The 23,894-nt window shown below is 52.5% G+C and carries 20 protein-coding genes and 1 pseudogene; 16 read left to right on the top strand and 5 right to left on the bottom strand.

Going from position 1 to position 23,894, the window contains the following annotated elements; all coding sequences use genetic code 11:
- Window positions 1-5 precede the first annotated feature (5 nt).
- Genes C2M24_RS06965 through C2M24_RS06950 form a run of 4 tightly spaced genes read left to right on the top strand, consistent with a single transcriptional unit; the run spans window position 6 to window position 4,637 of the window.
- Window positions 6-1,664, top strand: a complete 1,659-nt coding sequence (locus C2M24_RS06965) for a sodium:solute symporter (RefSeq protein WP_105213775.1) — start codon at window positions 6-8, stop codon at window positions 1,662-1,664.
- Window positions 1,657-2,517 carry a BadF/BadG/BcrA/BcrD ATPase family protein gene (locus C2M24_RS06960; RefSeq protein WP_158683705.1) on the top strand — a complete coding sequence of 287 codons (861 nt, stop codon included), beginning with the start codon at window positions 1,657-1,659 and terminating at the stop codon, window positions 2,515-2,517. Before C2M24_RS06965 ends, C2M24_RS06960 begins: the two co-directional genes overlap by 8 nt.
- Before the next feature lie 13 nt (window positions 2,518-2,530).
- A complete protein-coding gene (gene murQ / locus C2M24_RS06955) occupies window positions 2,531-3,475 on the top strand; it encodes an N-acetylmuramic acid 6-phosphate etherase (protein ID WP_105213752.1) in 945 nt (314 codons plus the stop codon).
- Window positions 3,468-4,637 carry an exo-beta-N-acetylmuramidase NamZ family protein gene (locus C2M24_RS06950; protein WP_105213751.1) on the top strand — a complete coding sequence of 390 codons (1,170 nt, stop codon included), beginning with the start codon at window positions 3,468-3,470 and terminating at the stop codon, window positions 4,635-4,637. Before murQ ends, C2M24_RS06950 begins: the two co-directional genes overlap by 8 nt.
- Window positions 4,638-4,689: 52 nt before the next feature.
- Here C2M24_RS06950 and C2M24_RS06945 read toward each other — a convergent pair whose 3' ends face one another.
- On the bottom strand, window positions 4,690-5,535 hold the full coding sequence (locus C2M24_RS06945; protein ID WP_105200815.1) for a MurR/RpiR family transcriptional regulator: 846 nt from the start codon (window positions 5,533-5,535) through the stop codon (window positions 4,690-4,692).
- A gap of 361 nt (window positions 5,536-5,896) precedes the next feature.
- Here C2M24_RS06945 and pbp4b point away from each other — a divergent pair, with 361 nt between their 5' ends.
- Window positions 5,897-8,350, top strand: coding sequence for a penicillin binding protein PBP4B (gene pbp4b / locus C2M24_RS06940; protein WP_105213750.1), 2,454 nt, complete (start codon window positions 5,897-5,899; stop codon window positions 8,348-8,350).
- 196 nt (window positions 8,351-8,546) lie between these two features.
- Here the strand turns inward: pbp4b and C2M24_RS06935 are convergent, their stop codons facing one another.
- Together C2M24_RS06935 and lysA are read right to left on the bottom strand one after the other, a co-directional pair.
- Entirely contained in the window at window positions 8,547-11,564 is a 3,018-nt protein-coding gene (locus C2M24_RS06935) for a carboxypeptidase regulatory-like domain-containing protein (protein WP_105213749.1), read from the bottom strand.
- 293 nt (window positions 11,565-11,857) lie between these two features.
- Window positions 11,858-13,081 (bottom strand): diaminopimelate decarboxylase, encoded by a 1,224-nt coding sequence (gene lysA / locus C2M24_RS06930; RefSeq protein ID WP_233999507.1) that lies wholly within the window; start codon window positions 13,079-13,081, stop codon window positions 11,858-11,860.
- 130 nt (window positions 13,082-13,211) lie between these two features.
- Here lysA and C2M24_RS06925 point away from each other — a divergent pair, with 130 nt between their 5' ends.
- From C2M24_RS06925 to C2M24_RS06915, 3 genes are all read left to right on the top strand, one after another.
- Complete coding sequence (locus tag C2M24_RS06925) at window positions 13,212-14,591, top strand: Na+/H+ antiporter NhaC family protein (RefSeq protein ID WP_105200811.1); 1,380 nt, start codon at window positions 13,212-13,214, stop codon at window positions 14,589-14,591.
- 94 nt (window positions 14,592-14,685) lie between these two features.
- A complete protein-coding gene (locus C2M24_RS06920) occupies window positions 14,686-15,192 on the top strand; it encodes a DUF3087 domain-containing protein (RefSeq protein ID WP_105213747.1) in 507 nt (168 codons plus the stop codon).
- 174 nt (window positions 15,193-15,366) lie between these two features.
- Window positions 15,367-16,560 carry an NRAMP family divalent metal transporter gene (locus C2M24_RS06915; RefSeq protein ID WP_105213774.1) on the top strand — a complete coding sequence of 398 codons (1,194 nt, stop codon included), beginning with the start codon at window positions 15,367-15,369 and terminating at the stop codon, window positions 16,558-16,560.
- Between the two features lie 2 nt (window positions 16,561-16,562).
- Here the strand turns inward: C2M24_RS06915 and C2M24_RS06910 are convergent, their stop codons facing one another.
- Together C2M24_RS06910 and C2M24_RS06905 are read right to left on the bottom strand one after the other, a co-directional pair.
- The gene (locus C2M24_RS06910) at window positions 16,563-17,762 is read right to left on the bottom strand and encodes a vWA domain-containing protein (protein WP_105213746.1); all 1,200 of its coding nucleotides are present in this window, start codon (window positions 17,760-17,762) and stop codon (window positions 16,563-16,565) included.
- Window positions 17,762-18,606: pseudogene (locus tag C2M24_RS06905) on the bottom strand (AAA family ATPase). The gene C2M24_RS06910 and the pseudogene C2M24_RS06905 overlap by 1 nt, the downstream one beginning before the upstream one ends.
- 141 nt (window positions 18,607-18,747) lie before the next feature.
- On the opposite strand from C2M24_RS06905, the gene C2M24_RS06900 reads away from it, so the two are divergent.
- The 8 genes from C2M24_RS06900 to C2M24_RS06865 all read left to right on the top strand — a co-directional run bounded on the left by C2M24_RS06900 (window position 18,748) and on the right by C2M24_RS06865 (window position 23,885).
- Window positions 18,748-19,224 (top strand): DUF2947 family protein, encoded by a 477-nt coding sequence (locus tag C2M24_RS06900; protein ID WP_105213745.1) that lies wholly within the window; start codon window positions 18,748-18,750, stop codon window positions 19,222-19,224.
- Window positions 19,225-19,303: 79 nt separating this feature from the next.
- Entirely contained in the window at window positions 19,304-19,960 is a 657-nt protein-coding gene (locus tag C2M24_RS06895) for a hypothetical protein (protein WP_233999506.1), read from the top strand.
- Window positions 19,960-20,250, top strand: coding sequence for a cell division protein FtsB (ftsB, locus tag C2M24_RS06890; RefSeq protein ID WP_105200806.1), 291 nt, complete (start codon window positions 19,960-19,962; stop codon window positions 20,248-20,250). The genes C2M24_RS06895 and ftsB overlap by 1 nt, the downstream gene beginning before the upstream one ends.
- Before the next feature lie 17 nt (window positions 20,251-20,267).
- Entirely contained in the window at window positions 20,268-20,966 is a 699-nt protein-coding gene (gene ispD, locus C2M24_RS06885) for a 2-C-methyl-D-erythritol 4-phosphate cytidylyltransferase (RefSeq protein WP_105213743.1), read from the top strand.
- Window positions 20,963-21,442 (top strand): 2-C-methyl-D-erythritol 2,4-cyclodiphosphate synthase, encoded by a 480-nt coding sequence (gene ispF, locus C2M24_RS06880; RefSeq protein WP_105200804.1) that lies wholly within the window; start codon window positions 20,963-20,965, stop codon window positions 21,440-21,442. The genes ispD and ispF overlap by 4 nt, the downstream gene beginning before the upstream one ends.
- Complete coding sequence (gene truD / locus C2M24_RS06875; protein ID WP_105213742.1) at window positions 21,439-22,521, top strand: tRNA pseudouridine(13) synthase TruD; 1,083 nt, start codon at window positions 21,439-21,441, stop codon at window positions 22,519-22,521. The genes ispF and truD overlap by 4 nt, the downstream gene beginning before the upstream one ends.
- Window positions 22,499-23,257, top strand: a complete 759-nt coding sequence (gene surE / locus C2M24_RS06870) for a 5'/3'-nucleotidase SurE (protein WP_105200802.1) — start codon at window positions 22,499-22,501, stop codon at window positions 23,255-23,257. Before truD ends, surE begins: the two co-directional genes overlap by 23 nt.
- Window positions 23,247-23,885, top strand: a complete 639-nt coding sequence (locus C2M24_RS06865; RefSeq protein WP_105200801.1) for a protein-L-isoaspartate(D-aspartate) O-methyltransferase — start codon at window positions 23,247-23,249, stop codon at window positions 23,883-23,885. Before surE ends, C2M24_RS06865 begins: the two co-directional genes overlap by 11 nt.
- The last annotated feature ends 9 nt before the right edge of the window (window positions 23,886-23,894 follow it).

The following is a 23,894-nucleotide window of genomic DNA, read 5'->3' as shown; positions in this document are numbered from 1 at the left end:
TGATGATAAACGCACATTATGAAGCGCTCGACTGGCTGGTATTCGGCGCCTATGCCTTGCTCATCGCGCTGACGGCCTGGTGGTTTAACCGCCAAAAGGCTAACACCTCGGCGGAGTATTTTCTCGGTGGTAATGCCATGCCGACCTGGATGGTGGCGGTGTCTGTGCTGGCCACCTCGCAATCGGCGGCCACCTTTATCGGTGGCCCGGATCAAGGCTATCAAGGAGATTTGTCCTATTTGGCCACCAATATAGGCGCCTTTATTGCGGCCCTGGTGGTGGCTCAGGTGCTTATTCCACGCTTTTATCAATATCGTGTTTATACCGTTTATGAGCTGCTGGAGCAGCAGGTGGGCCCCAAGGCCAAGCGCCGCGCCGGCCTGATGTATTTGTTCGGGCGGGTGTTTGCCAGCGGTGCGCGCCTGTATATGGCCGCCATTGCCGTGGCCATGATCCTCTATGGCAACATTGCCGCCAGCAGCGTCATTATGGCCACCCTGGTGCTGGTGATCATAGGTCTTGCCTACAGTATTTTTGGCGGTATTCGCACCGTCATCTATTCCGATGTGATCCAGTGCTTGGTGTACACCAGTGCCGCCGTGTGCGTGATTGTCAGTTTATGGCTGGCGATCCCCGCCGATTTCTCAACCATTATCGAGGCGTTGCAAAACCCGGGGCCGGAGCAGGGCTCCAAGCTGGCCTTGTTTAAGTTTGACCTGGATTTTTCCGCTGCCGGGGTGTTTAACATGGCGTCGGTACTGACCGGCTTTGTGCTCTTAAACATTGCCGCCTTCGGTCTGGATCAGGACATGACGCAGCGGGTGTTGACCTGTAAAGACGCGCGCTCCGGCAGTCGCGCCATTATGCTGTCCATCGCCATGGTGATCCCTGTGATGTTCTTGTTTATCGTCATTGGCCTGCTGTTGTTTGTGTTTTATCAGCGCCCCGACATCATGCTGGGGGCCACCGAACGGGCTGTCCATGGAGCCAATGTCGGGCAATTCCAGGGTGAGAAGATCACCGTCTTTATGCACTATGTTCTTAATGAAATTCCCGCCGGAGTAAAGGGCCTGGTGACCATAGGCATTATCGCCGCCGCCATTTCCACCCTGAACTCAGGGCTCAGCTCTATGGCCTCCGTGGTGGTGCAGGATATCTACCGGCCTTGGCATGAAAAGCGTCAGCGCCAGCAGGGCGACGCACAAAAAGAAGATCATCATTATGTGCTGGTGGGGCGCTTTGCCATGTTGGGAGTGTCACTGGCGCTCGGCTCCATGGCCATTCTTTGTTACTTCTGGCAGCAATATTCGCAAATGCCGCTGCTGAAATTTGCCCTGAGTGTCATGGTGTTTTCGTACTCTGGCCTGTTGGGCGTGTACTTCACTAGTCTTTTCCTCGGACGCGGCAGCGAAGCGTCCGTGCTCGCAGCCCTGATAGTCGGCTTTGTGGCCACCTTGTTGATGCAACCCTATGTGCAAGAGATGCTGTTGCCGAGCCAGTGGCAGTTTAATCTAGGTTTTACCTGGCAGCTGTGTATCGGCACCGCGTTAGCCACCCTGGTCTGTGCCTTTGGTCGCAAGCCCGAAGCGGCAGGCCAGGCAGTGAGCGCGGCGACTAATCAATCAAGCAATAATCCCATCAATCATGAGGTGCGTCATGGCTAACTGGGTACTGGCCATAGATGGTGGCGGCACAAAAACGGCGCTGCGCCTGTATGACTCGGATGGTCAGGTGGTGCAAGAGCATAGAGGGCCGGGCTCATCACTGGGTCATGACTTGCAATTGGGCTGTGATACCCTGTGTGCTCAGGTGGCAAGCATACTTCACGATGCGGCCATATTGCCGAGTCAGGTCAATTGCGTCGCCGGTGTTGCCGGCGCCGGGAATCCGTATAATCAAGCGCAATTACGCAGCCGCTTACAGGCACTTGGCTTTGCCGAGGTAAAGGTGGTCAGCGACGCTATTACCTCCGCCTATGGCGCCAATTTGGGTGCCCCGGTGGCTTGTGTTGCCCTTGGCACCGGCAGTGTCGGCACCCGTTTGCAGGCCGATGGCAGCACACATCTGGTGGGAGGCTGGGGCTTTACCCTCGGCGATGAAGGCGGCGGTGCCCGTTTGGGAGCCATGTTGGTGCAGGCCCTGATGCAGGCGTTTGACAGACAACAAGCGCTTACCCCCTTGCTCGAGGTGCTGGCGCAAAGAGTCGGTCACAGCCGCGAGGCGCTGAGTCAGTGGCTAAGCGGTGCTAAGGTAGGGGACTATGCAGGCCTGAGTGAGTTGGTGTGGCCTTATCAAGGGCGCTGCGACATGGCCGCAGAAATACTGCAACGTCATGCCCGGGCGGTTGAGCAACTTATCCGCGCTACCCGCGGGGAATATGATTTGCCTGTGGTATTGTTGGGCGGTTTAGCCGACAATACGGCCCCATTATTGGCACCCTGGTATCAGACCCTGGTGCAGCGCGCGCGGGGCTCGGCTCTGGATGGCGCCTATTTGCTGGCATTAAAGAATTTATAACTGGAATAAGTACATGAGTTTACCAAGTGACCATAGCTCTGAGTTATTGCGAGAGTTAAATACCATAGTTTCTGAGGGGCAAAACCCGCAAACCCTGGATATTGACCTCTTACCCAGCGAGGCCATTCTTCGTAAACTGAATGATGAAGATCAAAAGGTTGCCCCGGCGATCAGGGAAATTATCCCGGCTATCGCCAAGGCGGTCGACGCCATAGTTGATGCCTTCGCTAAGGGCGGCCGCCTTATCTATATCGGCGCCGGAACCAGTGGCCGTTTAGGGGTGCTCGACGCCGCCGAATGTCCTCCCACCTTTAGCGTTGAACCCGGCCAGGTAGTGGGCATTATCGCCGGTGGCGAGCGGGCGATTCAAAAGGCGGTGGAAGGGGCAGAAGACAATGCGGCCATGGCAATTGAAGACTTACAAAACCAACAGCTAAAAAGTGACGATGTTGTGGTGGGCATTGCAGCCAGTGGTCGCACGCCTTATGTGGTATCGGCGCTCAATTATGCCCGTGAACAGGGCTGTGTCACCGTGGGGATCAGTTGTTCACCTAACTCAGCGGTCCTCAATGCCGCAGATATCCAGCTGGCCGCCGTGGTCGGCCCAGAAGCGCTGACCGGCTCAACGCGCATGAAATCCGGTACGGCGCAGAAGCTGGTGCTTAATATGCTCAGCACCGCCAGTATGATCCGCTCCGGCAAGGTCTATCGCAACCTGATGGTGGATGTGAATGCCAGCAACGATAAGCTCAAGGCCCGTGCCGTGCGTATCGTAATGCAGGCCACCGAATGCACCGAGCAGGAGGCGGTCGAGGCACTGGCGCAGAGCGAGCATAGTGCCAAGTTAGCGATTTTAATGCTGTTGACCGGCAAAACCGCGAGTGAGGGCAAGGCCTTGCTGGATAACAACAAGGGTTTTTTACGCTCGGCGGTGCAAGAGGTTGAAGGCGATGATTAAGCGCCTGTTGGCAGCCTTTGCCCTATTGATTTTACTTAGCAGTGCCTGTGCTCAGGCCGACCAGCAAGATATCCAGGTTGGCGCCAGTCGCTTTGAGCACTACCTGCCTTTACTCAAGGGGAAGCGGGTTGGCCTGGTGGTTAACCAAACTTCTACCTTGGGGGACACCCACCTGGTGGATGCCTTGCTGGCCAAGCAGGTTAAGATCACCACTATTTTTGCTCCAGAGCACGGCTTCCGCGGTGATCAGGATGCCGGCGCCCATATAGATTCGGGCATAGATACCAAAACCGGCCTGCCCATCATTTCTATTTATGGTAAGAACAAGCAGCCCAGCGCAGAGGCGATGAGCCAGGTCGATGTGGTGCTGTTCGATATTCAAGACGTGGGTGTGCGCTTTTATACTTATATCAGCTCCATGCACTATATGATGCAGGCGAGCGCCGCGGCCAAGGCCGAGTTTATCGTGCTCGACAGGCCCAACCCCAATATCGCCTATATTGACGGGCCGATACTGGAGTCGGAGTTTCGCTCCTTTGTTGGCATGCACCCGATACCCGTTTTGCATGGCATGACGGTGGGTGAGCTGGCGCAAATGATAGTGGGTGAAAACTGGCTTGATGAGGGCACAAACCCGACTCTGACGGTTATCCCCGTGGCGAATTACGCTCGTGATAGGGGTTATTCTTTGCCGATAAAACCCAGCCCCAACCTGCCCAACGATCAGGCCATAGGTTTATATCCGTCGCTGTGTTTCTTTGAGGCGACGCCGGTCAGCATCGGCCGCGGTACGGACTTCCCGTTTCAGGTGTTAGGCCATGATAAGGTGGTTCTAGGCGAATTTACTTTTTCCCCACGTTCCATTGTTGGTGCTGCCAGCTCCCCTAAACTGGAAGGTCTGGTGGCCAAGGGCTTAGATCTACGCCAAAGCCAGGTCAGGGGCCTGGATTTGGGTTGGCTGATTGCCGCCCATAAGCGTTTTGCGGAGCAGGGCGAGGTGTTCTTTAGTAGTGCCGGGTTTATGGATAAGCTCGCCGGTACGGATGCCCTGCGTTTGGCGATAGAGTCTGGTCAAAGCGAGGCCGAGATAAGAAAGAGCTGGCAAGCTGGCCTTGATGCCTTTAAAGCGGCGCGGAAAAAATACCTGCTGTATCCAGAGTGAGTAGTTGGAGATAACAAAAAAGGCCCAGTTGGGCCTTTTTTGTTTCTGTGTTTTAACCTTCACGGAATGCTTTTACCACATCGTTGGAATGCTCCAACAACTTACGCCCCGGGCGCGTCGCCTGAGTAAGGGCGATAAAGAGAATATCGATCACAAAGTCCTGCGCCGTGCGCGCCAGAATAGAACTCAGACGAATCGACTCTTCCTCGGCCACAGAATAGAGGTTCACCGAAGCGCAATCTGCCACCGGGCTGGAGCCAAACTTGGTCACCGCAATCACGGGGCAATTATTCTGTTGAGCCTGATGCGCAGCTTCTGCCACTTCCCGGGTTTTACCCGACTCACTGATGGCGATAACCAGGTCGTCCTTGCCCAGGGTCGACACATAGGCCAACTGGGCGTGACCGTCCGCTTCGGCGATGGCGGCTATGCCTAACTTTTGCAGCTTATAGGCAAAGTCTTTGGCCACCAAAGCCGAACCACCGAGACCGCAAATGGCGACGCGACGGGCATTTTTAAGTAAGACCACCGCCAGCTCTACGGACTGGGCTTCATTGAGGTTCTTGGTTTCGGTTAATACCGCCATCTTGCTGCTTAACAGCTTTTCGGCAATCTGCTCTAGGCTATCATTAAGGGTGATCTTACCGTGCAGCTTAGGGGCAGGAGACTCTGAGTTGAGGGCGTCAATAACCGCCAGCTTAAAGGCGGGGAAGCCCTTATACCCGAGCTTTTGGGCAAACTTAACCACGCTCGATTGGCTTACGCCCACCACCTTGGCCAACTCAATGGAGGAGAGGTCACGAATAGCATTCGCACTGTTCAGCGTAAAATCGGCCAGTTTGGCTTCGCTACTGGAAAAAGACTTACGCAGTGCTTTAATTTTTACAAATGTCGACATAAGAAGTTACTTAGTATTGTTAGGTTTCTCTGTCTTATGGATACCTTTGAACGCTTGGTACACATGTTAACAACGACGTAATGGCAAAGTGTAACTCAATATTCCAAATAAAAGGAATAAAAAATTTTTATAAGAAGGCCCAAAGAGGCCGAGTAAAAAAGCCTTGTTCTAAGCCTTGGTTCATATTTTCTAGGCTATTTTTATTACCTTTTAAGCACAGGGGAAGTTAAGTTCAAGAATATATATTCCATCTATTTTAAATTGAAAGAAATAAAATATTATTATACGGTTAGAGGGTTGTTGTTGCGTTTATAAGTTCAAGACACTGTGCTTAAGCATAGTTTTTTCGCTATAGGTTGGTATGGATAAAGAATCTTTGCAGATGCGCTGTAAGAGTCTGCTGTCGTTGCCCTTGTTATTTTTACTGAGCAGTTGCAGTTCAGGCTACGATTTCAAGCAGTCACATAATTATTCCAAGCGCATTAAATTTTTGGTGATGCACTACACAGCGATTGATTATGAAAAGTCTGAGCGCGTGTTGGTGGAAAAAGGCGGTTTAAGCGCCCATTACCTGGTGCCCGAAAGTCAGGATCCCAGCTATGGTGAGCGCGATCTGCAAGTTCTGCAGCTGGTGAAAGAGCAGGACAGAGCCTGGCATGCGGGGAATAGTTATTGGCAGGGGCGCACCGATCTTAATGACCACTCCATCGGCATTGAGGTGGTGAATGTTCCCAGTTGCAGCGACAGGGCGCCGAGTATGGAGCCGGAGATTTCCACCATTGAATATGGTGCTGAGCCGTTTTGTGTGTTCCCCGATTATGATCCCAAACAAATCGAATTATTAATCGCCCTTAGTCAGGATATTCTCGCTCGTAATCCGGATATTGGCCCGACCCAGGTTGTCGGGCATGCGGACATAGCACCGGGACGCAAACTCGACCCGGGTCCACGTTTCCCTTGGTATCAGCTTTATAAGGCGGGCATAGGTGCCTGGTATCAACAGCAGGATGTGGAATATTACTGGCGCCATTTTAGCGCCGCGCCGCCTTCTGTGGCCGTGATACAGCAAGCGCTGGCGGATTATGGCTATGGGATTGCGGTGACCGCCCGGCTCGATCAGCAAACACTGGATGTACTTAAGGCATTTCAAACACACTTTTTGCCCTGGCAGGTAAATGCCCAGGCGGATTCGAAAACGGCGGCGGTATTGTTCGCTCTGCTCAAACGTTATAAGTCGAAAAAGGCGGATAAAAACTTTGCACTTTACCAGGAGTTGGCCGAGCAACCACAGGAGTTTGCCGCCTTGGGTCATGAGCAGCTTTATATCCAGTATCCACAGCCGGATGTCAGCTCGCGGGTCGATGTAAACAACAAATACCAGTTTAAGTCCTATCGCCGCCGCGGTGAGATCATCATAGACAACATCAGCGCCGAACGCGCCGAAATCCTGATTAATGGCGAAACCATTAATATCGCTCGGCCCTTAAAGGCCGGGCACAGCTACCGCTATTCGCTGGCAAGGCGCACCCGCGATGGGGTCAATACCCTGCATATTAAGTCGGTCTTTCCCGAGGATGCAAAGTTGAGTATTCGCCTTCCTGCGCCCAAGCTTTGGCCTAATCCCGGGGCAATTGACTTCGCCGCTGTGGATACCTTGATTGCACAAGAAGTGGATCAGGGCTTTCCCGGCGCCGTGCTTGGGGTGGTGTATAAGGGCGAGCTGGTTAAGCTCAGCGCCTATGGTTATGCCCGTGCGCACCACGGCAAAGAATCTGTAGCCGCACAGCCCATGGCAGTCGATACCCTGTTTGATCTTGCCTCTAATACCAAGATGTTTGCCACCAATCTGGCATTGATGCATTTGGTGTCGCAGGGACGCCTGGATGTTAATAAGCCCATTAGCCATTACCTGGCGGAATATACCGGGCAGGGACGCGAGGTACGGCTAGTAAAAGACCTGCTTACTCACAGCGCAGGTTACCCGGCGGTGGTGGACTTTCATCGCGTCGATAATCACCTCGGCAAGCCATTTTATTCCCTTAATAGCGAGCGCACCAAACAGCTGTTAATCCGTGGCGTGCCCTTTGAGATGATGCGGGCTCAGCGTCACCTCTACAGTGATGTTGACTATATGCTGCTCGGTATTTTGATTGAACGTATTACCAACATGCCCCTTGATGCCTATGTGGAAAGCCGCTTGTTTGCCCCCTTGGGGCTCAATACCCTGGCATTTAATCCGCTGCAAAAGGGCTTTATGCCTTCGCAGATAGCGGCTACCGAGATTGAAGGCAATACCCGCGGTGGCCGGGTGAATTTCGAGGGCGTGCGGGATTATGTGCTCCAAGGCGAGGTGCATGATGAAAAGGCGTTTTACTCCCTGGCCGGGGTGGCCGGACATGCGGGCCTGTTTGCCGATGTGCAAAGTGTGGCAAAACTCACACAATTGTTGCTAAACCGGGGTAGTTATGGTGAAGTGCAGTTAATCAGGCCCGAGGTGGTCGATCAGTTTATTAAGCCCACGGCAACGGATGAAAGCTATGGCCTGGGCTGGCGTCGCGCCGGCAATGGCGCGCGCATATGGCATTTTGGTCCCTACGCCAGCCCAAGGGCATACGGACACACGGGCTGGACCGGCACGGTAACTGTAATTGACCCGGAATATGATCTGGCCATAGTGCTGTTTACCAATGCCCGCCATAGCGAAGTGACCGGCTCGCAAAGCGACTATAGATTTAAAGGCAAAGAATTTGAAACGGGGAAATACGGTTCGGTGATCACCCGTGTCTATGAAGCCATTTTGGCTCATGGCAAGTAACGACTAACACAGGATACCCCTGCCCGGGTATCGCCCAAAACGGCATCTTTTGATGCCGTTTTTTTATGGCTAAAAGAAGTGCATAGGCAAAGGATGCCGGGGACATGGTTTTGATGTTTGTTACAGGGTTAGGAAGTGCGCAGAAAATAAAAAGCGCCCCGAAGGGCGCTGGTCTATCTTAGGTTGTTATCTTAGCTTAGAACGCAAATTTCAATGACAGTTGCACTCGGCGCGGACTGTAATAGTCACGGGGCTCGCCAAAGGTACTGTTAACAAAATAAGGGTCGTTGTTATAACCGGTTTGACGGTCGAACAGGTTAAAGATATCGGCGCGGAATTGCAGCGCATAATCGCCATAGACGGTGAAGTCCTGGGTATAGTTTAGATCCAATTGCCAGTGGCTTGCGCTGCGGCGGCTACCCGCCGGCTCCGCATAGCGGCTGGTGTGGCTGGAGCTGCTGCCATAGAGATTACCATCCCATTTCTCCCAAGGGCGACCTGACTGGAAGACAAAATAGGCGCCGATATTGGCTTCCCAGGGAGTGGTGTAGTAGCCGTATACCTTGAGCTTATGTGGCTTATCGCCAGAGAGGGTGCCATAGCGGTAATCCCAAGGATAGCGGCCTATGCCGTCACCATACCAGGAGGAGCCGACAAAGGTGTTGGCATCGTTATCGGCCGTGGTGTTGTCCTGGTCGAAGTTGCCATAGTAGTGGCTCCATACATAGGAGGCATTTACATAGGTGTTATCGCCCATGTACTCGGCCTCAAAGCTGGCTTCCCAATACTTGGTCTCGCCACCATCCACCTCGGCTATGACATAGGATGAGCCGCCGATTTCATTACGAATATCCTGCAGGTTCTCTATGTATAAACCCTGAGCGGCAATGTCTGCCGGTACACCCGGGGCATCGATGCCATCATAGTTGGTGAGGCGGGCGCTATTGGGCATATCTTCCCAAAAGTGCAGGCCCTTACGGTGACGTACATGCGCCCGCAGCACCAGATCTTCACCCACGTATTTGGTGGTTCCCAGGGTGATTTCATTAATGCGACGCGGCTTCATGCCTTCCTGAAACAGCTTACCTGAAGAGGAGGCACGAGGCTCGGCATAGATAACATTGCCATCGGCATCGAATTCAACGTCAATGGCACTGCGGTTGTTCCTGTCCCAGGAGGCGGCACGAGCCAAGGAGCTGGTTTCCGGGTTGTAGATGGCGAAGTTGGCAAAGACGTCATCTTCGTCGGCATAATTCCATTTCACGCCCAGGCGCGGCTGTATCATATCGCTCCAGTCGGTTTCATACATCTTGTACTTATGTCCCGGGGCCAATTCATAGCCGGAGATGGTGCCGGATTTAGGGCGCAGGCCCTGACCATAATAGGTATCGCGACTGACTAACACACCTATATTGTAAGTCCAATCGCCATATTCTATGGTGTCGTTAATCTCGAAGTTCAGAGTCTTGGTTTCTGAGGTGATGGCCGGTGCCAAATCGCCGCTGCCTACTAGGCTCATTTGTTGCACCAGGGCACGATAAATAACCGGGGTGTCATTGCCTGCTTGCTGGCTCAGATCCAAGCCGCCGACATAGTTAATCCGTCCCCAGCCATTGGAAAAGCGTGTAAGTACCTCCTTACCCTCTGACCATTGCCCGCCAAAGTGCAAGGTGTGATAAGTATCGCCCCAGCTAAACTCATGATCGAGTTCGAGCTCAAATGAATCGCGGTAAAAATCCTGGTCGTCGTACTGTAAATAGGCACCGACGCCACCGCCGCCCATTTTCATGCCGTTTTCCGTGTAACCGAACTGCTCGATCAGCGCCGCCGCACCGGCATTGTAGGCGGCGATTTGCTCTGGGGTATAGTTGTCACTTGGGCCGCGCAGTTCGGGCACATTAAAGTAACCCATTTGATCTAGGTTATCGACATCCAGGGTGCCGCTCAGCGACGGCTGGAAATTAAGCTCTGTATCCGGGCGCGAGCTGCTTTGTAGATCAAAGGTGCTGTACTGAAACGATAAGGTGGTGTTTGAATCTATCAGCCAGGAGCCGTCCAGGGTGAAAATATCCTGATCCGTCTCGCCGCCAACGGACACACTGTCGGTTTCGTATTCACCAATGGAGGCACCTTCCTCGGTTTTATCGGAAATACGCTGGGAAATATTGAATAACAGATCGTCACGGGGCGCCCAGGTAAGCTTGCCAAAGAACTCATCGCGCTCGCTCTTATAGTTTTTCACATCGCCGTAGGCCGTATCCTTGTTGCTGCGTTTTTCCTCGGGACGGTAATAGGAGGTGTAGAAATACAGGGTATCCTCAATCAGCGGGCCGCCCAGGTTAGCTGTTATCCAACTCTTATCCGTTTCATAACTTTCCTGACCAACGGGAGAGGCAACCAGGCTTTTGGGCTGAACCTTGTATTCCACCGAGCCGGTAAACTCGTCTGTGCCAGACTTGGATACTGTGTTGATGGCAAAGCCGCCGGAGCGGTTAAAGTCAACGGCCTTAGCTCCGCCTCTGTCCATGGTGACATAGGCAACATCGTGGGTGGAAGGCTCGGATGCCAGGTTACCAAACATGGGCAAGGAAACATTAACACCATCAAAGCCATAGGAGTTATCCACCCCGGAGCCACCGGCCGACGGGCCGAGGACTGAGTTTTCAGACAGCTCGACGCCAGGCACCAGTTTAAGTAGGTCGCGATAGTCTTGGCCTATGGGCACCCCTTCGATGGCTTTTTCTCCTAAGGAGTTGGTGAGCGAGGAGTTACCCTGGCGATATAAGCGACTGCCGGTAATAGTGATCACCTCGGTCTTGTTGCCGGTCAGGCTCAGTTCCACATCAACCTTAGAAGTCTGCTCTAACAATACCTGCACCGTCAGAGTTTGACTGGCGCCGTCTTTATTGGTGAAGGTGAGCTCGTAGGTACCAGGCTTTAACTGTGGCAGATCGAAGCTCCCATCGGCTCCGGTGACCACTGTACGGGCCTTAGGCATAACGCTTGAGCGTGCGGTGACCGTTACCCCGGCCATGGACTGTTCGGTTTGCTCGGCGATAACCGTGCCCTTGATGCCGCCGGTCAAGGCCGCCAGTGCCGGAGCACTGATAAAGGCCGCGGCAATCAGGGTGGAAGTGATCGCTGTTTTAGGTGCCCGCATCGCGCGGCAGCTAGCCTGCGCCAATGCGCTGAGGTTGAAGTGAGTTGGTTTCATTATATCCCCATCCTTATAATAATTTATTTATCGGTTGGACCTTAACCCTGTGATTTCCCCTGTTTTATTAGTGCTAACCTTCCTTTTGTTGCATATATATTAAACAATTGTTACCAGAATTAATCAAGAATATTTTTTTCATGTTATTCTTATTATTGAAAATAAAATATGAATATAACGACGCGAAATGAGCACCATACAGCGGGCGAATTCTTGCTTGCAGGTATGGGGTAAGGCTAAGTATCTATATGAAAGGAATAGTAAAGGTTGGCCAAGAGGAGTTGGCCAACCTATCAAAGCCAGGCTGGCAGGGTGTCCATGGCAAGCAGGGCATCAAAGTCGATGCGCTCGCGAATAATACTGTATTGGCTGCCTTTCACCAGTACCTCGGGGGCATTAAGGCGGGAGTTGTAATGTGACGCCATCACGGCGCCGTAGGCTCCGGCGCCCATAATGGCGACCAGATCGCCTTGTTCACATTCGCCGAGGGAGCGGTTTTTGGCGAAGGTGTCGCCGGTTTCGCATACCGGGCCGACTATGTCATAAACCGCTTGGCAGGGCTTTTGATCTACGGTAGCAATATGGTGGTAGGCGTCGTACATGCTCGGGCGGATCAAGTCATTCATGGCCGCATCGAGGATCAAGAAGGTGCGCTCTTGCCCGGTTTTCACGTATTCCACCCGAGAGACCAGGACGCCGGCATTGCCGACCATGGAACGCCCAGGCTCGACTATGATTTTGCAACCAAGGTGGCCAAGGTGCTGTTTGGCATGCTCGGCATAGGTGCGGATATCCGGCTCATCGCTGTGCTCGCCATAATTAATGCCTAAACCACCACCTATATCTATGATTTTAATGATGATACCTTGTGCTTTTAGGGTGCTTACTAGCTCCGCAACCTTGGCAAAGGCGGCGGCAAAGGGCTCCAGGTTAATCAGCTGGGAGCCGATATGCACATCCACACCTGTCACTTCTATACCCGGTAAAGAGGCCGCTTTAAGATAAAGCTCGGGCGCCAAATCGATATTAATGCCGAACTTATTCTCCGCCAGACCCGTGGTGATCTTGGCATGGGTTTTGGCCTCAACGTCCGGATTCACGCGAATGGAGATGCGTGCTGTGGTATTCATTTCCACCGCAAGGGCACTGATGCGCTCTAATTCCGGCTCGGACTCAACATTAAACTGCAAAATGCCCTGGGCCAGGGCATAGCGGATTTCCTGCTCGCTTTTACCCACACCGGCGAAGACGATTTTCTCCGCCTTAATGCCGGCGGCCAGCGCGCGGCGGATCTCGCCTTCGGAAACAGTATCGGCACCGGCACCCAATTGCGCCAAGGTGGCTAAAATTGCCTGATTGGAGTTGGCTTTTACGGCATAACAAATTAAGCTATCCAGTCCTGCAAACGCATCGCTGTAGCGCTGATAATTACTGGCAATAGCCGCAGCCGAGTAACAGTAAAATGGGGTGGGGATGTGTTTGGCAAGCTCGCCGATGGTAACATCTTCAACCTGCATGTGCTGATCCACATAAGGAAAGTAGGGAAGTGGCTGCATAACTAAAAAATTACAGTTGAATGAAAACTAATTGAATAATCTATGCTCATTTGCAAGACTATTCAAGCTTTATAATAACAAGGATAACACCATGTCTTGGTATTCCATTTTGCCGCCGCTGGTAGCAATTGCAATCGTCTTTTGGCGTAAAGAAGTGATCATGGCCCTGCTCTTGGCCGTGGCAACATCCGAGTTCTTACTGGCGATAAGTGGCGAGGGTAATACCTTATTCTATACCTTTATCAATACCATAGAGCGCGTGGTCGCGACTGCATCCTCGCCGGGTAACAGCCGTGTCATTCTCTTTAGCGTGCTTATTGGTGCGCTGCTCGCCTATATTCGCGAGTCCGGCGGCGTGGCCGCAACCGTGAACATGTTAATCGGCAAGGGCGTGGCCAAGTCAAAGCGCCAGGTGGGTTTTTTAACCATGTTCTCCGGCATTGCCGTGTTTATCGAGTCTAACCTCAGTGTGTTGACCGCGGGTATTCTTTCGCGCGGTCTATTCGATAAGTTTAAAATGAGCCGCGCCCGTCTGGCCTATATTATCGACAGTACCAGTGCTCCTGTATGTATCCTGATTCTGCTTAATGGTTGGGGCGCCTATGTGCTCGGGCTGTTGAGCAACTATGAATTGGAGCAATCGGCGGTCAGTATTTTATGGGGCAGTGTTGCCTATAACTTTTATGCCATTATCGCCTTGCTGATCGTCGCCTACACCATCGCCTTTGATAAGGTGCATGGTCCTATGAAGGAAGCGGAGCAAAAGCTGGAACGTTTGGAAGTGAATGTGCCTACCGAGGCCGACAAGGGCACCAAGGCCCGCTTTATGCTGGTGCCTTTATTGACCCTGGTGGTGTCCATGGTCGGCTTTATGTTCTGGACCGGCAATGGCGATATCGCCTCCGGCAGTGGCTCTAAGTCGGTGCTTTACGCCACCATCTTATCCTGTGTTGTGGCCTATTTCCTGCTGAGTGCCAGCAAGCTTTTCAGCCACCACAAATTGGTTGAAATGGGCTTTAAGGGCATGGGGGAGTTATTGCCTCTGGTGGCCATAGTCTTGTTATCCATGACCTTGGGCGCCAGCCTGAAAGAGCTGGGAACCGGAGTTTTTGTGGCCTCCCTGGTGGGTGATTACTTACCTATCACCTTGGTGGTGCCCATGCTGTTTTTAACCGGTGCGGTGATCTCCTTTACCACGGGTACCTCCTGGGGCACCTTTGCTATTTTGATCCCCATTGGTGTGCCCTTAATTCAGGCCCTGGGGTTACCACCTGCGCTGGTGCTCGGTGCTATTTTGGGTGGCGGCGTATTCGGCGATCACTGCTCGCCAATCTCAGATACCAGTGCTGTGTCGGCCATTGCCTCCGGCTGTGACTTGCTTACCCATGTTAAAACCCAGATGCCTTATGCCCTGGTGGGCGGTGCTTTAACCCTGGTTGCCTACTTCCTGGTGAGCCTGGCAATACTTTAAGAGACAGGCTAAGTCGGCGTTGACATAGCGCTATTTATTGCCAACAGGCGGGGGTATAATGCCCCCGTTTTTTATTTTCATTAGGGTGCTCAGCATGACCTTGGAACAGATAGATAAAACCCGCTACCGCAAACATCTTAATATAGTGATAGTCGCCTGTATCGCAGCCTTAGTAGTGGGGAGTTTGGGTATCGCCCGGTTGTTGATCCTTGCCCTGCCAAGCGACAGTGGCAGCCATTTCCATTGGAACCTGCTGGGTGTTGTGGTCAGCTGTATCGCCATAGGTTTTGCTCTTAAACGTGTCGAGCATCATCCCTTTATGACCGAGGTGGTGTATGTATGGCGCTTGAAGCAGGCGCTTAATCAGATCACCCGCAAGCTGCGCAAGATTAAGGCGGCGGCGGAGCAGGGCGATGTGCAGGCCATGCATGCGCTGCAATTTAATTACGCCGGTTCAAGGCAGTTATGGCAGCTTGATGATAACACCATCACCATGGATGAATTGGCCATCTCCCAGGCGCAACTCGATACCCTGGCCGAGCGTTACAATGTCGAAGCCGACGCCAGCCGTTATCAGAGCGAGTACCTTAAACAGCTGTAATCCACATATAAGGGTAGAGTGCGCCTGTACAGACGGGCGCCTTGCCTAAGGCGCGCAATAAGGCGGTTGAAAACACCCGCCATCTCCCCTAGTCTGGGGCTCAATATAACAATTATAAAGAGTGTTCCAGTGCAGTATTGGCAGTATCTCAAGGCCTTAGGGCCAGGCATTTTAATGGCGACCGCAGCAATCGGCGGTTCGCATCTGGTGGCTTCAACTCAGGCCGGAGCCTTATTCGGCTGGCAAATGATAGGGCTTATCCTGGCCGTAAACCTGTTGAAGTATCCGTTTTTCCGCTTCGGCGTTGAATACACATTGGTCACAGGCAATAACCTGGTGTCCGGCTATAAAAGCCAGGGGCCCTGGTATTTTTACTGCTTTTTTGCCCTCAATATTATCGCCGCCATAGTCAATACCGCCGGGGTGCTGCTGCTGACTGCGGCGCTGTTGCATTATGTGGTCGGTGGTGCTCTTAGCATGACGGTGCTGTGCATCATTATTCTGCTGTTTTGCCTGACCCTCTTGGTGCTTGGGCATTATCAGGCCCTCGACAGTGCTGCCAAGTGGATTATGGCGGTGCTCGCCATCAGTACCATAGCCGCACTGGTGATAGCTTTGCTTAAAAGCGGTGGTGTGCCCATGAATGCGGCCGCTGATTTCACCCCGCCCGACCTGCTGTCGCTGACGGCCTTAAGTTTTATTGTGGTCTTGATGGGCTGGATGCCGGCACCGATTGAAATTTCCGTGGCGAGCTCTTTGTGGTTGCAGGCAAAACGACAACAAACCGAGGTGCCAGTAAAGGCGGGGCTGTTTGATTTTAACTTCGGCTTTATCGTCACCGCATTACTGGCACTGGTGTTTTGCTCCCTGGGTGTGCTCATCCAGTATGGCGGCAATACGCAAATAGCCCTAGCCGGGGTGGCCTTTGCCCAGCAGCTGATAGATATGTACACCAATACCATGGGCGAGTGGTCGCGTTGGCTTATCGCGACCGTGGCCTTTTTGTGTATGTTGGGGACCACCTTAACCGTACTCGATGGCTATGCGCGGACCTTGTACACAGGCACCAAGCTGATGCCAAACTGGTCGTTGCCAAAGCATTTAAATACCTGGCTGATCATGCAGGCGGTGGCGGGGATGGCGGTGATCCTGTTTTTCAAAAGCAATTTAAAGGAGATGCTGACCTTTGCCATGACCCTGGCGTTTTTAACCACGCCGGTATTTGCCTGGTTGAATATGCGCCTGGTGCGCCAAACCAAGATTAAACAGCCGCTGTGGTTGCGGCTGTTAACCTGGTTGGGATTGATATACCTAGTCGGCTTTAGCCTTGGGTTTATCGGCCTGCAGATTTGGCAGCGCTGGGGATAAATCTAGGTCAGCATTTTTATTGCTGCGCTGATGCCATCCAGGGTCAGGGGAAACATACGGCTTTGTTCGCCCTTGGCCATTAACTGGTCGATCATTTCGATGGAATGATAGTAGCGCCAATGGGTTTGCGGCTGCGGATTCAGCCATACCACCTTATCGAAATGCTGGGTGATGCGCTGCAGCCAGGCGGCGCCGGGCTCCTCATTCCAATGCTCCACACTGCCACCGGGGTAGGCGACTTCATAAGGCCCCATGGTGGCATCGCCGACAAAGATAACCTTGTAATCGCGGCCAAAACGCTGCATCAGGCTGTGGGTGTCAATCTTCTTGTCATAGCGGCGGGCATTATCCTGCCACACCTGCTCGTAAACACAGTTATGGAAATAGAAAAACTCCAGGTGTTTAAACTCGCCATGGGCGGCACTAAATAACTGCTCGCACAGTTGAATATGGTCGTCCATGGAGCCACCGATATCGAACAACATGATCACATTGACGGCATTATGGCGCTCCGGTGCCATTTTCACATCCAGCATACCTCCTTGTTTGGCGGTGGCGGCAATGGTGGCGCCCAAGTCCAGGGTATCGCTGGCTCCGGTGCGGGCAAAGCGGCGCAGTTTTTTCAGTGCCAGTTTCATGGTCCGCGAGCTGATATCGGCCTCGCCGTCGAGGTTACGGTACTGGCGTTTATCCCACACCTTAACGGCGCGGCGCTGGCGCGAGCCGGGTTGACCGATGCGCACCCCCTCCGGGTTATAGCCATAGGCGCCAAAGGGCGAGGTACCGCCTGTGCCTATCCATTTATTGCCGCCGGCATGGCGTTTTTGTTGCTCTTCGAAGCGCTTTCTAAGTTCTTCCATCAGCTTGTCGAGGCCGCCCATGGCCTCGAGTTGGCGTTTCTCTTCGGCGCTCAGGAGTTTTTCAAACTCCTTGCGCATCCAGTCCTCGGGGAGCTGGTATTGCGCCTTTAAGGCGTCAAGCAGGTCGATATCCTCAATGCCACAAAAGTAATCGGCGAAGGCCTTGTCGAAGCGGTCAAAATGAGTTTCATCCTTCACCATTATGGTACGGGCGAGATGATAAAAGGCTTCGCTGTCGGCAAACACCACCCCGGCCTGTAATGCACCAATGAGGTCGAGCAACTCTCGCAGGCTTACCGGCAGGCGGTATTTTCTTAAGGTGAAGAAAAACTCGATGAGCATTAGCGGCGACTCATAAAGGCCAGTTTTTCAATCAAGGAAACGTCTTGCTCGTTTTTCAATAGAGCACCAAAGAGCGGCATAAGTCCGCCTTTAGTGGCGCTGCCATGTAAAACCTCGGGCGCTATGTCTTCGGCCATCAAGAGCTTAAGCCAGTCCAGCAGCTCGCTGGTGGAGGGCTTTTTCTTCAGTCCGTCGACCTGACGCAAACCAAAGAAGACCTCTAAGGCTTCACGCAACAGCTTTTGTTTGATATCCGGGTAGTGAACGGCGACGATTTTGTGCATTTCCTCGGCGCTGGGGAAGTCGATGTAATGGAAGAAACAGCGGCGCAAAAAGGCATCCGGCAGTTCTTTTTCGTTGTTTGAGGTAATGATCACAATCGGACGCTGCTCGGCACGGACGCGCTCACCGGTCTCATAAACGAAGAACTCCATTTTATCGAGCTCTAGCAAGAGGTCGTTGGGGAATTCGATATCGGCCTTGTCTATTTCGTCTATCAGCAGCACCGGACGCGGCTCGTTCTCCTTGGCGCCAAAGGCCTGCCCAGCTTGCCTTTAACTATGTAATTGCCGATATCATGCACGCGCTCGTCGCCCAGTTGTGAGTCGCGCAGGCGCGATACCGCATCGTACTCATACAGGCCTTGCTGGGCTTTGGTGGTGGACTTGATATGCCATTGGATCAATTCGCTGCCTATACTTTTCGCCAGCTCTTCCGCCAACAGGGTTTTCCCCGTGCCCGGTTCACCTTTTATCAAAAGCGGTTTTTCTAAGGCGATGGCGGCATTGACCGCCTGTTTCAGGGCGCTACTGGCAATATAATGGTCGGTTGAATCAAAATGCACGTGGAAATTCCTAACACTGGTCAGACATCGAATTAGCCTAGTCTGCCATAGTTGGCATTTACTACCAAGTCGGCTTGTGACAGCGCCGCATGAGATGCGTATAATGCTCCCATTAAACGAGTGCAGCAGGCATAAGCACGAATGAACTATCTTCCTTTGGATGACTACGCCAAGGCGTGGGTGTTTCGACACCAAGAACTTTTAATTCCGGCGCCACAATTGGCGCAGATCAAACCCATGACCGCCACCCGTGCGGCGGTGTTGTGGACCACTTTTATCAGCCGAGACAAAGATCACCCGGACTTTTTCACCGACGCCGATTGGGTCAAACAGGCGCAGCACTGGCCCCATGAAGACGTGTTTTGGGAACGGGCGTTTGAAGCCGGTGACGCTATTCCCGAGGGGATCCTGGCTCACCTGGACTGGCAGGATAACACTACCGTGTATTTCTGTATTAGTCGTGACGAGGTCATCGAAACTCGTTTCGATGTGTTTAAGCAACACTGGCAGAACTTTATGTTCTTAGCCGATGGCAGCTTTTTAATTGGTAAAAAACGCCCGCAGGTGGTGCAGTTTTTAGAGTCGGGCTTTGCCCGCCTAGGCCAACAGCCAGGGTAATTTATAGAGCCTCCCCATTGCGCTTCTCAAATTTTGCGCAACTATGGTATAAACTTAAGCACAACCAGTGGGAGGCAATGTGCGGCAACAACCATCGCAGCAAGCAGATTTATTTGCACTCGATCAACAGCGAGTGCTGTATGCCGAATTGTGCAATGCCTTCTACGCTCGCGAGTTGCACCGCATAAGTCAGCAATTAACGCATCAAGGCGATGGCACCCGTTTGGCCCGTTTGCTCGACAGCCTGCCTTATTACGTGGAACGCGCCGCCTTTCATATAGTTCATGGTCATTGCCCGTTAACCTTGGATGGGCAAAATGGCAGTTGGATAGCCAAACAGGCGAGTAAACCGCCACAAAGCGATAAATCGGCTAATTTAGCCTTTTTTAGCGCTTATGCCGAAGTCGGTATTTTAGTACCATTACTGGTTACGCAGGGGCGATTGCAATTTGTGATGCTCGACACCCTAGATCAAGTTAGCAGCAACCGCTTGCATTGTAATCAGGCGGGCTGGTTTGATCTTGACGGCCAATATCGCGACACGCGATTAAGCTCGGCCCAGGACGTGCAGTTACTGGTACCCAGTAAAAAACATTTTACCCCGGCTTGTTGTGGTCATCGTTGGCAACAATTTAAGGTGACCTCACCACGGACTTTGAGTCTAAGAGAAATGCTATTAACAACACGAATTAACTGGAAAAACTTTAAGCAACCACTGCCGATGAAGGAAAGCTAATGCGATTATTCCAATTAGGTTTGTTGGCATTGTTGCTGTATCTGCAATACTTGTTGTGGTTTGGTCACAACGGCATCGAAGACTATAGCCGTTTAACCAAGGCGGTGGCCAATCATGAGCAAACGAATCAGCAATTAAATAAGCGTAACAAGTTACTCGAAGCCGATATACAAGATTTAAAACTGGACTTGGAAGGGGTGGAAGAGCGTGCCCGTCATGAGCTGGGTATGATCAAGCCCGGAGAAGTGTTTTATCGGGTGTTACCGAGTAAACAATCTGAGTCAAAATAATAACGCAAAGTAGTTATATGAGTGAAAATCACGGCATTATAGCCATAGTGCCCGCCGCCGGAGTTGGCGCGCGGATGCAATCTCAACGCCCTAAGCAGTACTTGCAATTACAGGGCAAAACCGTGCTGGAGCACAGCCTGAATAAGCTCGCCCAGGTGGCGGCGGTAAAGAGTATCACCGTGGCCATAGGCGCCAATGACGAGTATTTCGCCGAGCTGCCTATAGACTCCCAATTTGTGCATACCGTAATTGGTGGCAAAGAGCGCGCCGATTCCGTGCTTGCCGCCCTTGATGCCCTTGAAGCAAATCCACCCCAGTGGGTGCTAGTGCATGACGCCGCTAGGCCCTTGGTGAGCCCCGCCGATATCGAACGTTTAATAAATGAGTGCCAGCACCATGGCGAGGGCGGCATACTGGCCGCCAAGGTACGCGACACTATAAAGCGCGGTGACAGTCATGTGCAGCAAACCATAGAACGCGAGCATCTTTATCAGGCGCTGACCCCTCAGTTTTTCCCTTATGCCCAATTACGCCAGGCATTGCATGATGCTTTAGCCTGTGGCGCTACCATTACCGATGAAGCATCGGCGATGGAATGGGCCGGGCACCCGGTGCGTTTAATCGCCGGTCGCAGCGACAATTTTAAGTTGACCACCCCAGAAGATCTGCAACTTGCCGACTTCCTGTTAGGGCAACAAATGACGGAGATTTTATGATTCGAATAGGCCATGGTTTTGACGTACATAGTTTTGGCGGTCATGGGCCGCTTACTATCGGCGGCGTAAAGGTCGATTATGAACAAGGCTTTATCGCCCACTCAGATGGTGATGTGGCTATTCATGCCTTGTGTGATGCCTTGCTTGGCGCCATGGCAATGGGCGATATAGGCAAGCATTTTCCCGATACCAGCGAAGAATTTGCCGGCATCGACAGCCGTATTCTGCTGCGCCGAGTCATGGCCGAGGTGCATGATCGCGCCTTTGTAGTGGCGAATGTCGACCTTACCATAGTGGCGCAAGCGCCAAAAATGCGCCCGCATATTGATGCCATGCGCGCTTGCCTGGCGGCGGATCTGGCGGTCAGTTTAGATCAGGTAAATGTCAAAGCCACCACCACTGAAAAGCTAGGGTTTACCGGACGCAAAGAGGGTATTGCCGCCCACGCGGTAGCGCTTTTGGTGCAGCAACCATGAAGCAAGAGCCTTCAGCACCTAGGCAAAAAGAGCCATTAGCCTCGCTGCAGTATTTATACGGCAAGCCTACCGCCAAGGCGGTATTTAAGCGCCTGCCGGAAGACTTTATGGTTGATGAAGAGCTGGGCTTTGAGCTTGATGGCAGTGGCGAGCACGTGTGTTTGCATGTGATCAAGCGCGGTATCAATACCGTCAATGTAGCCAAGAAAATCGCGAAATTTGCCAAGGTAGCGCCGCGTGAGGTCAGCTACGCCGGACAAAAAGACCGCCAAGGTGTGTGTTCACAATGGTTTAGCGTGCCCGTGCCCATTAAACAGGAGCTCGACTTTAGCGCCCTCAACGACGAGCAAATTTTTGTTGCCAAGCAAGTGCGCCATGGTCGCAAGCTGCGTACCGGATGCCATAAGGGCAACCGTTTTACCATAGTGCTGCGTGAGGTGAGCGAGCCACTGGCTGTGCTCAGTCGTATCAATGCGGTGCGCCAAGGAGTGCCTAATTACTTTGGCGAGCAACGCTTTGGTCACGATGGCCATAACCTGGTGATGGCAGAGCGTATGTTTGCCGGCGAGCAAATCCGCGATCGTAAACTAAGGTCTATGGTGATCTCTGCCGCCCGCTCTTATATTTTTAACCAGATAGTCAGCCTGCGCGTGGCCGAGCATGGGCTTGCCAAAACCCTGCAACATGAAGTCTTTATGCTCAGTGGCAGCAACGCATTTTTTACCGATGCCATCACCCCACAAAACATTACCCGATTAGTGGAAGGTGACATCGAGTTGTCGGCGCCCCTGGTGGGTAAGGGCGATAAGGGCCTGGTTGAGGAAGAGCAACATTGGTTGCAGCCTTATCATGACTGGTGTCAGGGTTTGGCGGAGATAGGTTTAAAAACCGAGCGCCGCATGTTGCGCTTATATCCCGAGAATTTACAGGTGAAAATGCCCACGAGCGATTCGATTGAGTTGAGCTTTTCACTGAAAAAAGGGTGTTTTGCGACTGCGTTGTTACGAGAATTGGTGGATTACCGCCAGTGCGAAAACAGTATTGCAAGGAGTCATGATGAAGATATTGCTGAGCAATGATGATGGCGTACATGCCAAGGGCATAGCGGCCCTGCATCGGGCCTTAAAGGAGATTGCCAGCGTCGATGTGGTTGCCCCGGATCGCAATTGCAGCGGCGCCAGTAACTCGCTCACATTAATGAATCCATTACGGGCGCAAAAATTAGAGAATGGCTTTATCAGTGTCAATGGTACCCCCACTGATTGCGTTCATGTGGCCCTCAATGCGCTCTTGCCTGAGCAGCCGGATCTGGTGGTGGCCGGCATTAATCATGGTGCCAATTTAGGGGATGATACCCTGTATTCGGGCACGGTAGCCGCCGCCACCGAAGGGCGCCATATGGGTCTGCCCGCCATCGCCGTGTCCCTGGTCGGCCATGATTGCAAACACTTTGAAACTGCCGCTAAGGTGACGGTGGATATAATCACCAAGTTGAGAAGTCACCCCTTACCCAATGACCAAATCATCAACATCAATGTTCCCGATGTCCCTTACGACGAACTCAAGGGCGTTAAGGTCACCCGCTTGGGCGCCAGACATAAGGCCGAAACCATGACAGTACAGCGTGACCCTTGGGGTCGTGTCGTGTATTGGTATGGTTCTCTTGGGCCTGAGCTTGATGCCGGTGAGGGCACGGATTTTGCGGCCATTCGCCAAGGCTATGCCTCGGTTACGCCCTTGAGCGTAGACATGACAGCTAAAGAAAGCATTGCCCCTTTACAGCATTGGTTAGCGGAGCTGGAAAATGATCACTAATTATCAGCGTAGCGCCGGCTCTTTGGTCAAGCTGCTGGCTCAGGAAGGCATTAGCGATGAGCAAGTGTTAGAGGCGATGGCAAAAACGCCGCGCCATTTGTTTATCGATGATGTATTGCAACATAAGGCCTATCAAAATACCGCCCTACCTATCGGCCAGGGGCAAACCATTTCTCAGCCTTATATTGTGGCGCTGATGACTCAGGTATTACGCCAGCACGGGGTGCGCGATAAGGTACTGGAAATTGGCACCGGCTCGGGCTATCAAAGCGCCATATTGGCGCAGTTGTTCGATAAGGTGTACTCGGTTGAGCGCATCAAGGCCCTGCAATGGCAGGCGAAACGACGCTTACATCAGCTCGACTTGTATAATGTGACCATGAAACATGGCGATGGCTGGAAAGGCTGGGCCTCGCAAGCGCCGTTTCAGGGTATTATCGTCACCGCCGCGGCGAAAAGCGTGCCGCAGCAGTTGCTGGAGCAGCTCGATGAAGGCGGGGTCATGATAATTCCCATTGGCGATGCAGAGCAAAAATTGATGCTGTATACTCGCTGCGAAAATGAGTTTAAACAACAAGTCATAGCCCATGTACGTTTCGTACCCTTGGTGCCTGGCGATATAATTTAAGGATATTCT

This window comes from Pseudoalteromonas sp. T1lg22, assembly GCF_002964645.1.
In the GTDB taxonomy this organism is placed as follows: domain Bacteria; phylum Pseudomonadota; class Gammaproteobacteria; order Enterobacterales; family Alteromonadaceae; genus Pseudoalteromonas.
This window is presented reverse-complemented; position numbering and strand designations above follow the sequence as displayed.

Bases quoted from the DNA above. Each gene is read 5' to 3' on its own strand.
- C2M24_RS06925 (WP_105200811.1), top strand. From the start codon at position 13,212: ATGTCTTGGTATTCCATTTTGCCGCCGCTGGTAGCAATTGCAATCGTC.
- C2M24_RS06950 (WP_105213751.1), top strand. From the start codon at position 3,468: ATGATTAAGCGCCTGTTGGCAGCCTTTGCCCTATTGATTTTACTTAGC.
- C2M24_RS06910 (WP_105213746.1), bottom strand. From the start codon at position 17,762: ATGCTCATCGAGTTTTTCTTCACCTTAAGAAAATACCGCCTGCCGGTA.
- C2M24_RS06960 (WP_158683705.1), top strand. From the start codon at position 1,657: ATGGCTAACTGGGTACTGGCCATAGATGGTGGCGGCACAAAAACGGCG.
- C2M24_RS06915 (WP_105213774.1), top strand. From the start codon at position 15,367: ATGGCGACCGCAGCAATCGGCGGTTCGCATCTGGTGGCTTCAACTCAG.
- surE (WP_105200802.1), top strand. From the start codon at position 22,499: ATGAAGATATTGCTGAGCAATGATGATGGCGTACATGCCAAGGGCATA.
- pbp4b (WP_105213750.1), top strand. From the start codon at position 5,897: ATGGATAAAGAATCTTTGCAGATGCGCTGTAAGAGTCTGCTGTCGTTG.
- C2M24_RS06900 (WP_105213745.1), top strand. From the start codon at position 18,748: ATGAACTATCTTCCTTTGGATGACTACGCCAAGGCGTGGGTGTTTCGA.
- ftsB (WP_105200806.1), top strand. From the start codon at position 19,960: ATGCGATTATTCCAATTAGGTTTGTTGGCATTGTTGCTGTATCTGCAA.
- lysA (WP_233999507.1), bottom strand. From the start codon at position 13,081: ATGCAGGTTGAAGATGTTACCATCGGCGAGCTTGCCAAACACATCCCC.
- C2M24_RS06945 (WP_105200815.1), bottom strand. From the start codon at position 5,535: ATGTCGACATTTGTAAAAATTAAAGCACTGCGTAAGTCTTTTTCCAGT.
- C2M24_RS06865 (WP_105200801.1), top strand. From the start codon at position 23,247: ATGATCACTAATTATCAGCGTAGCGCCGGCTCTTTGGTCAAGCTGCTG.
- ispF (WP_105200804.1), top strand. From the start codon at position 20,963: ATGATTCGAATAGGCCATGGTTTTGACGTACATAGTTTTGGCGGTCAT.
- C2M24_RS06935 (WP_105213749.1), bottom strand. From the start codon at position 11,564: ATGAAACCAACTCACTTCAACCTCAGCGCATTGGCGCAGGCTAGCTGC.
- C2M24_RS06920 (WP_105213747.1), top strand. From the start codon at position 14,686: ATGACCTTGGAACAGATAGATAAAACCCGCTACCGCAAACATCTTAAT.
- truD (WP_105213742.1), top strand. From the start codon at position 21,439: ATGAAGCAAGAGCCTTCAGCACCTAGGCAAAAAGAGCCATTAGCCTCG.
- ispD (WP_105213743.1), top strand. From the start codon at position 20,268: ATGAGTGAAAATCACGGCATTATAGCCATAGTGCCCGCCGCCGGAGTT.
- murQ (WP_105213752.1), top strand. From the start codon at position 2,531: ATGAGTTTACCAAGTGACCATAGCTCTGAGTTATTGCGAGAGTTAAAT.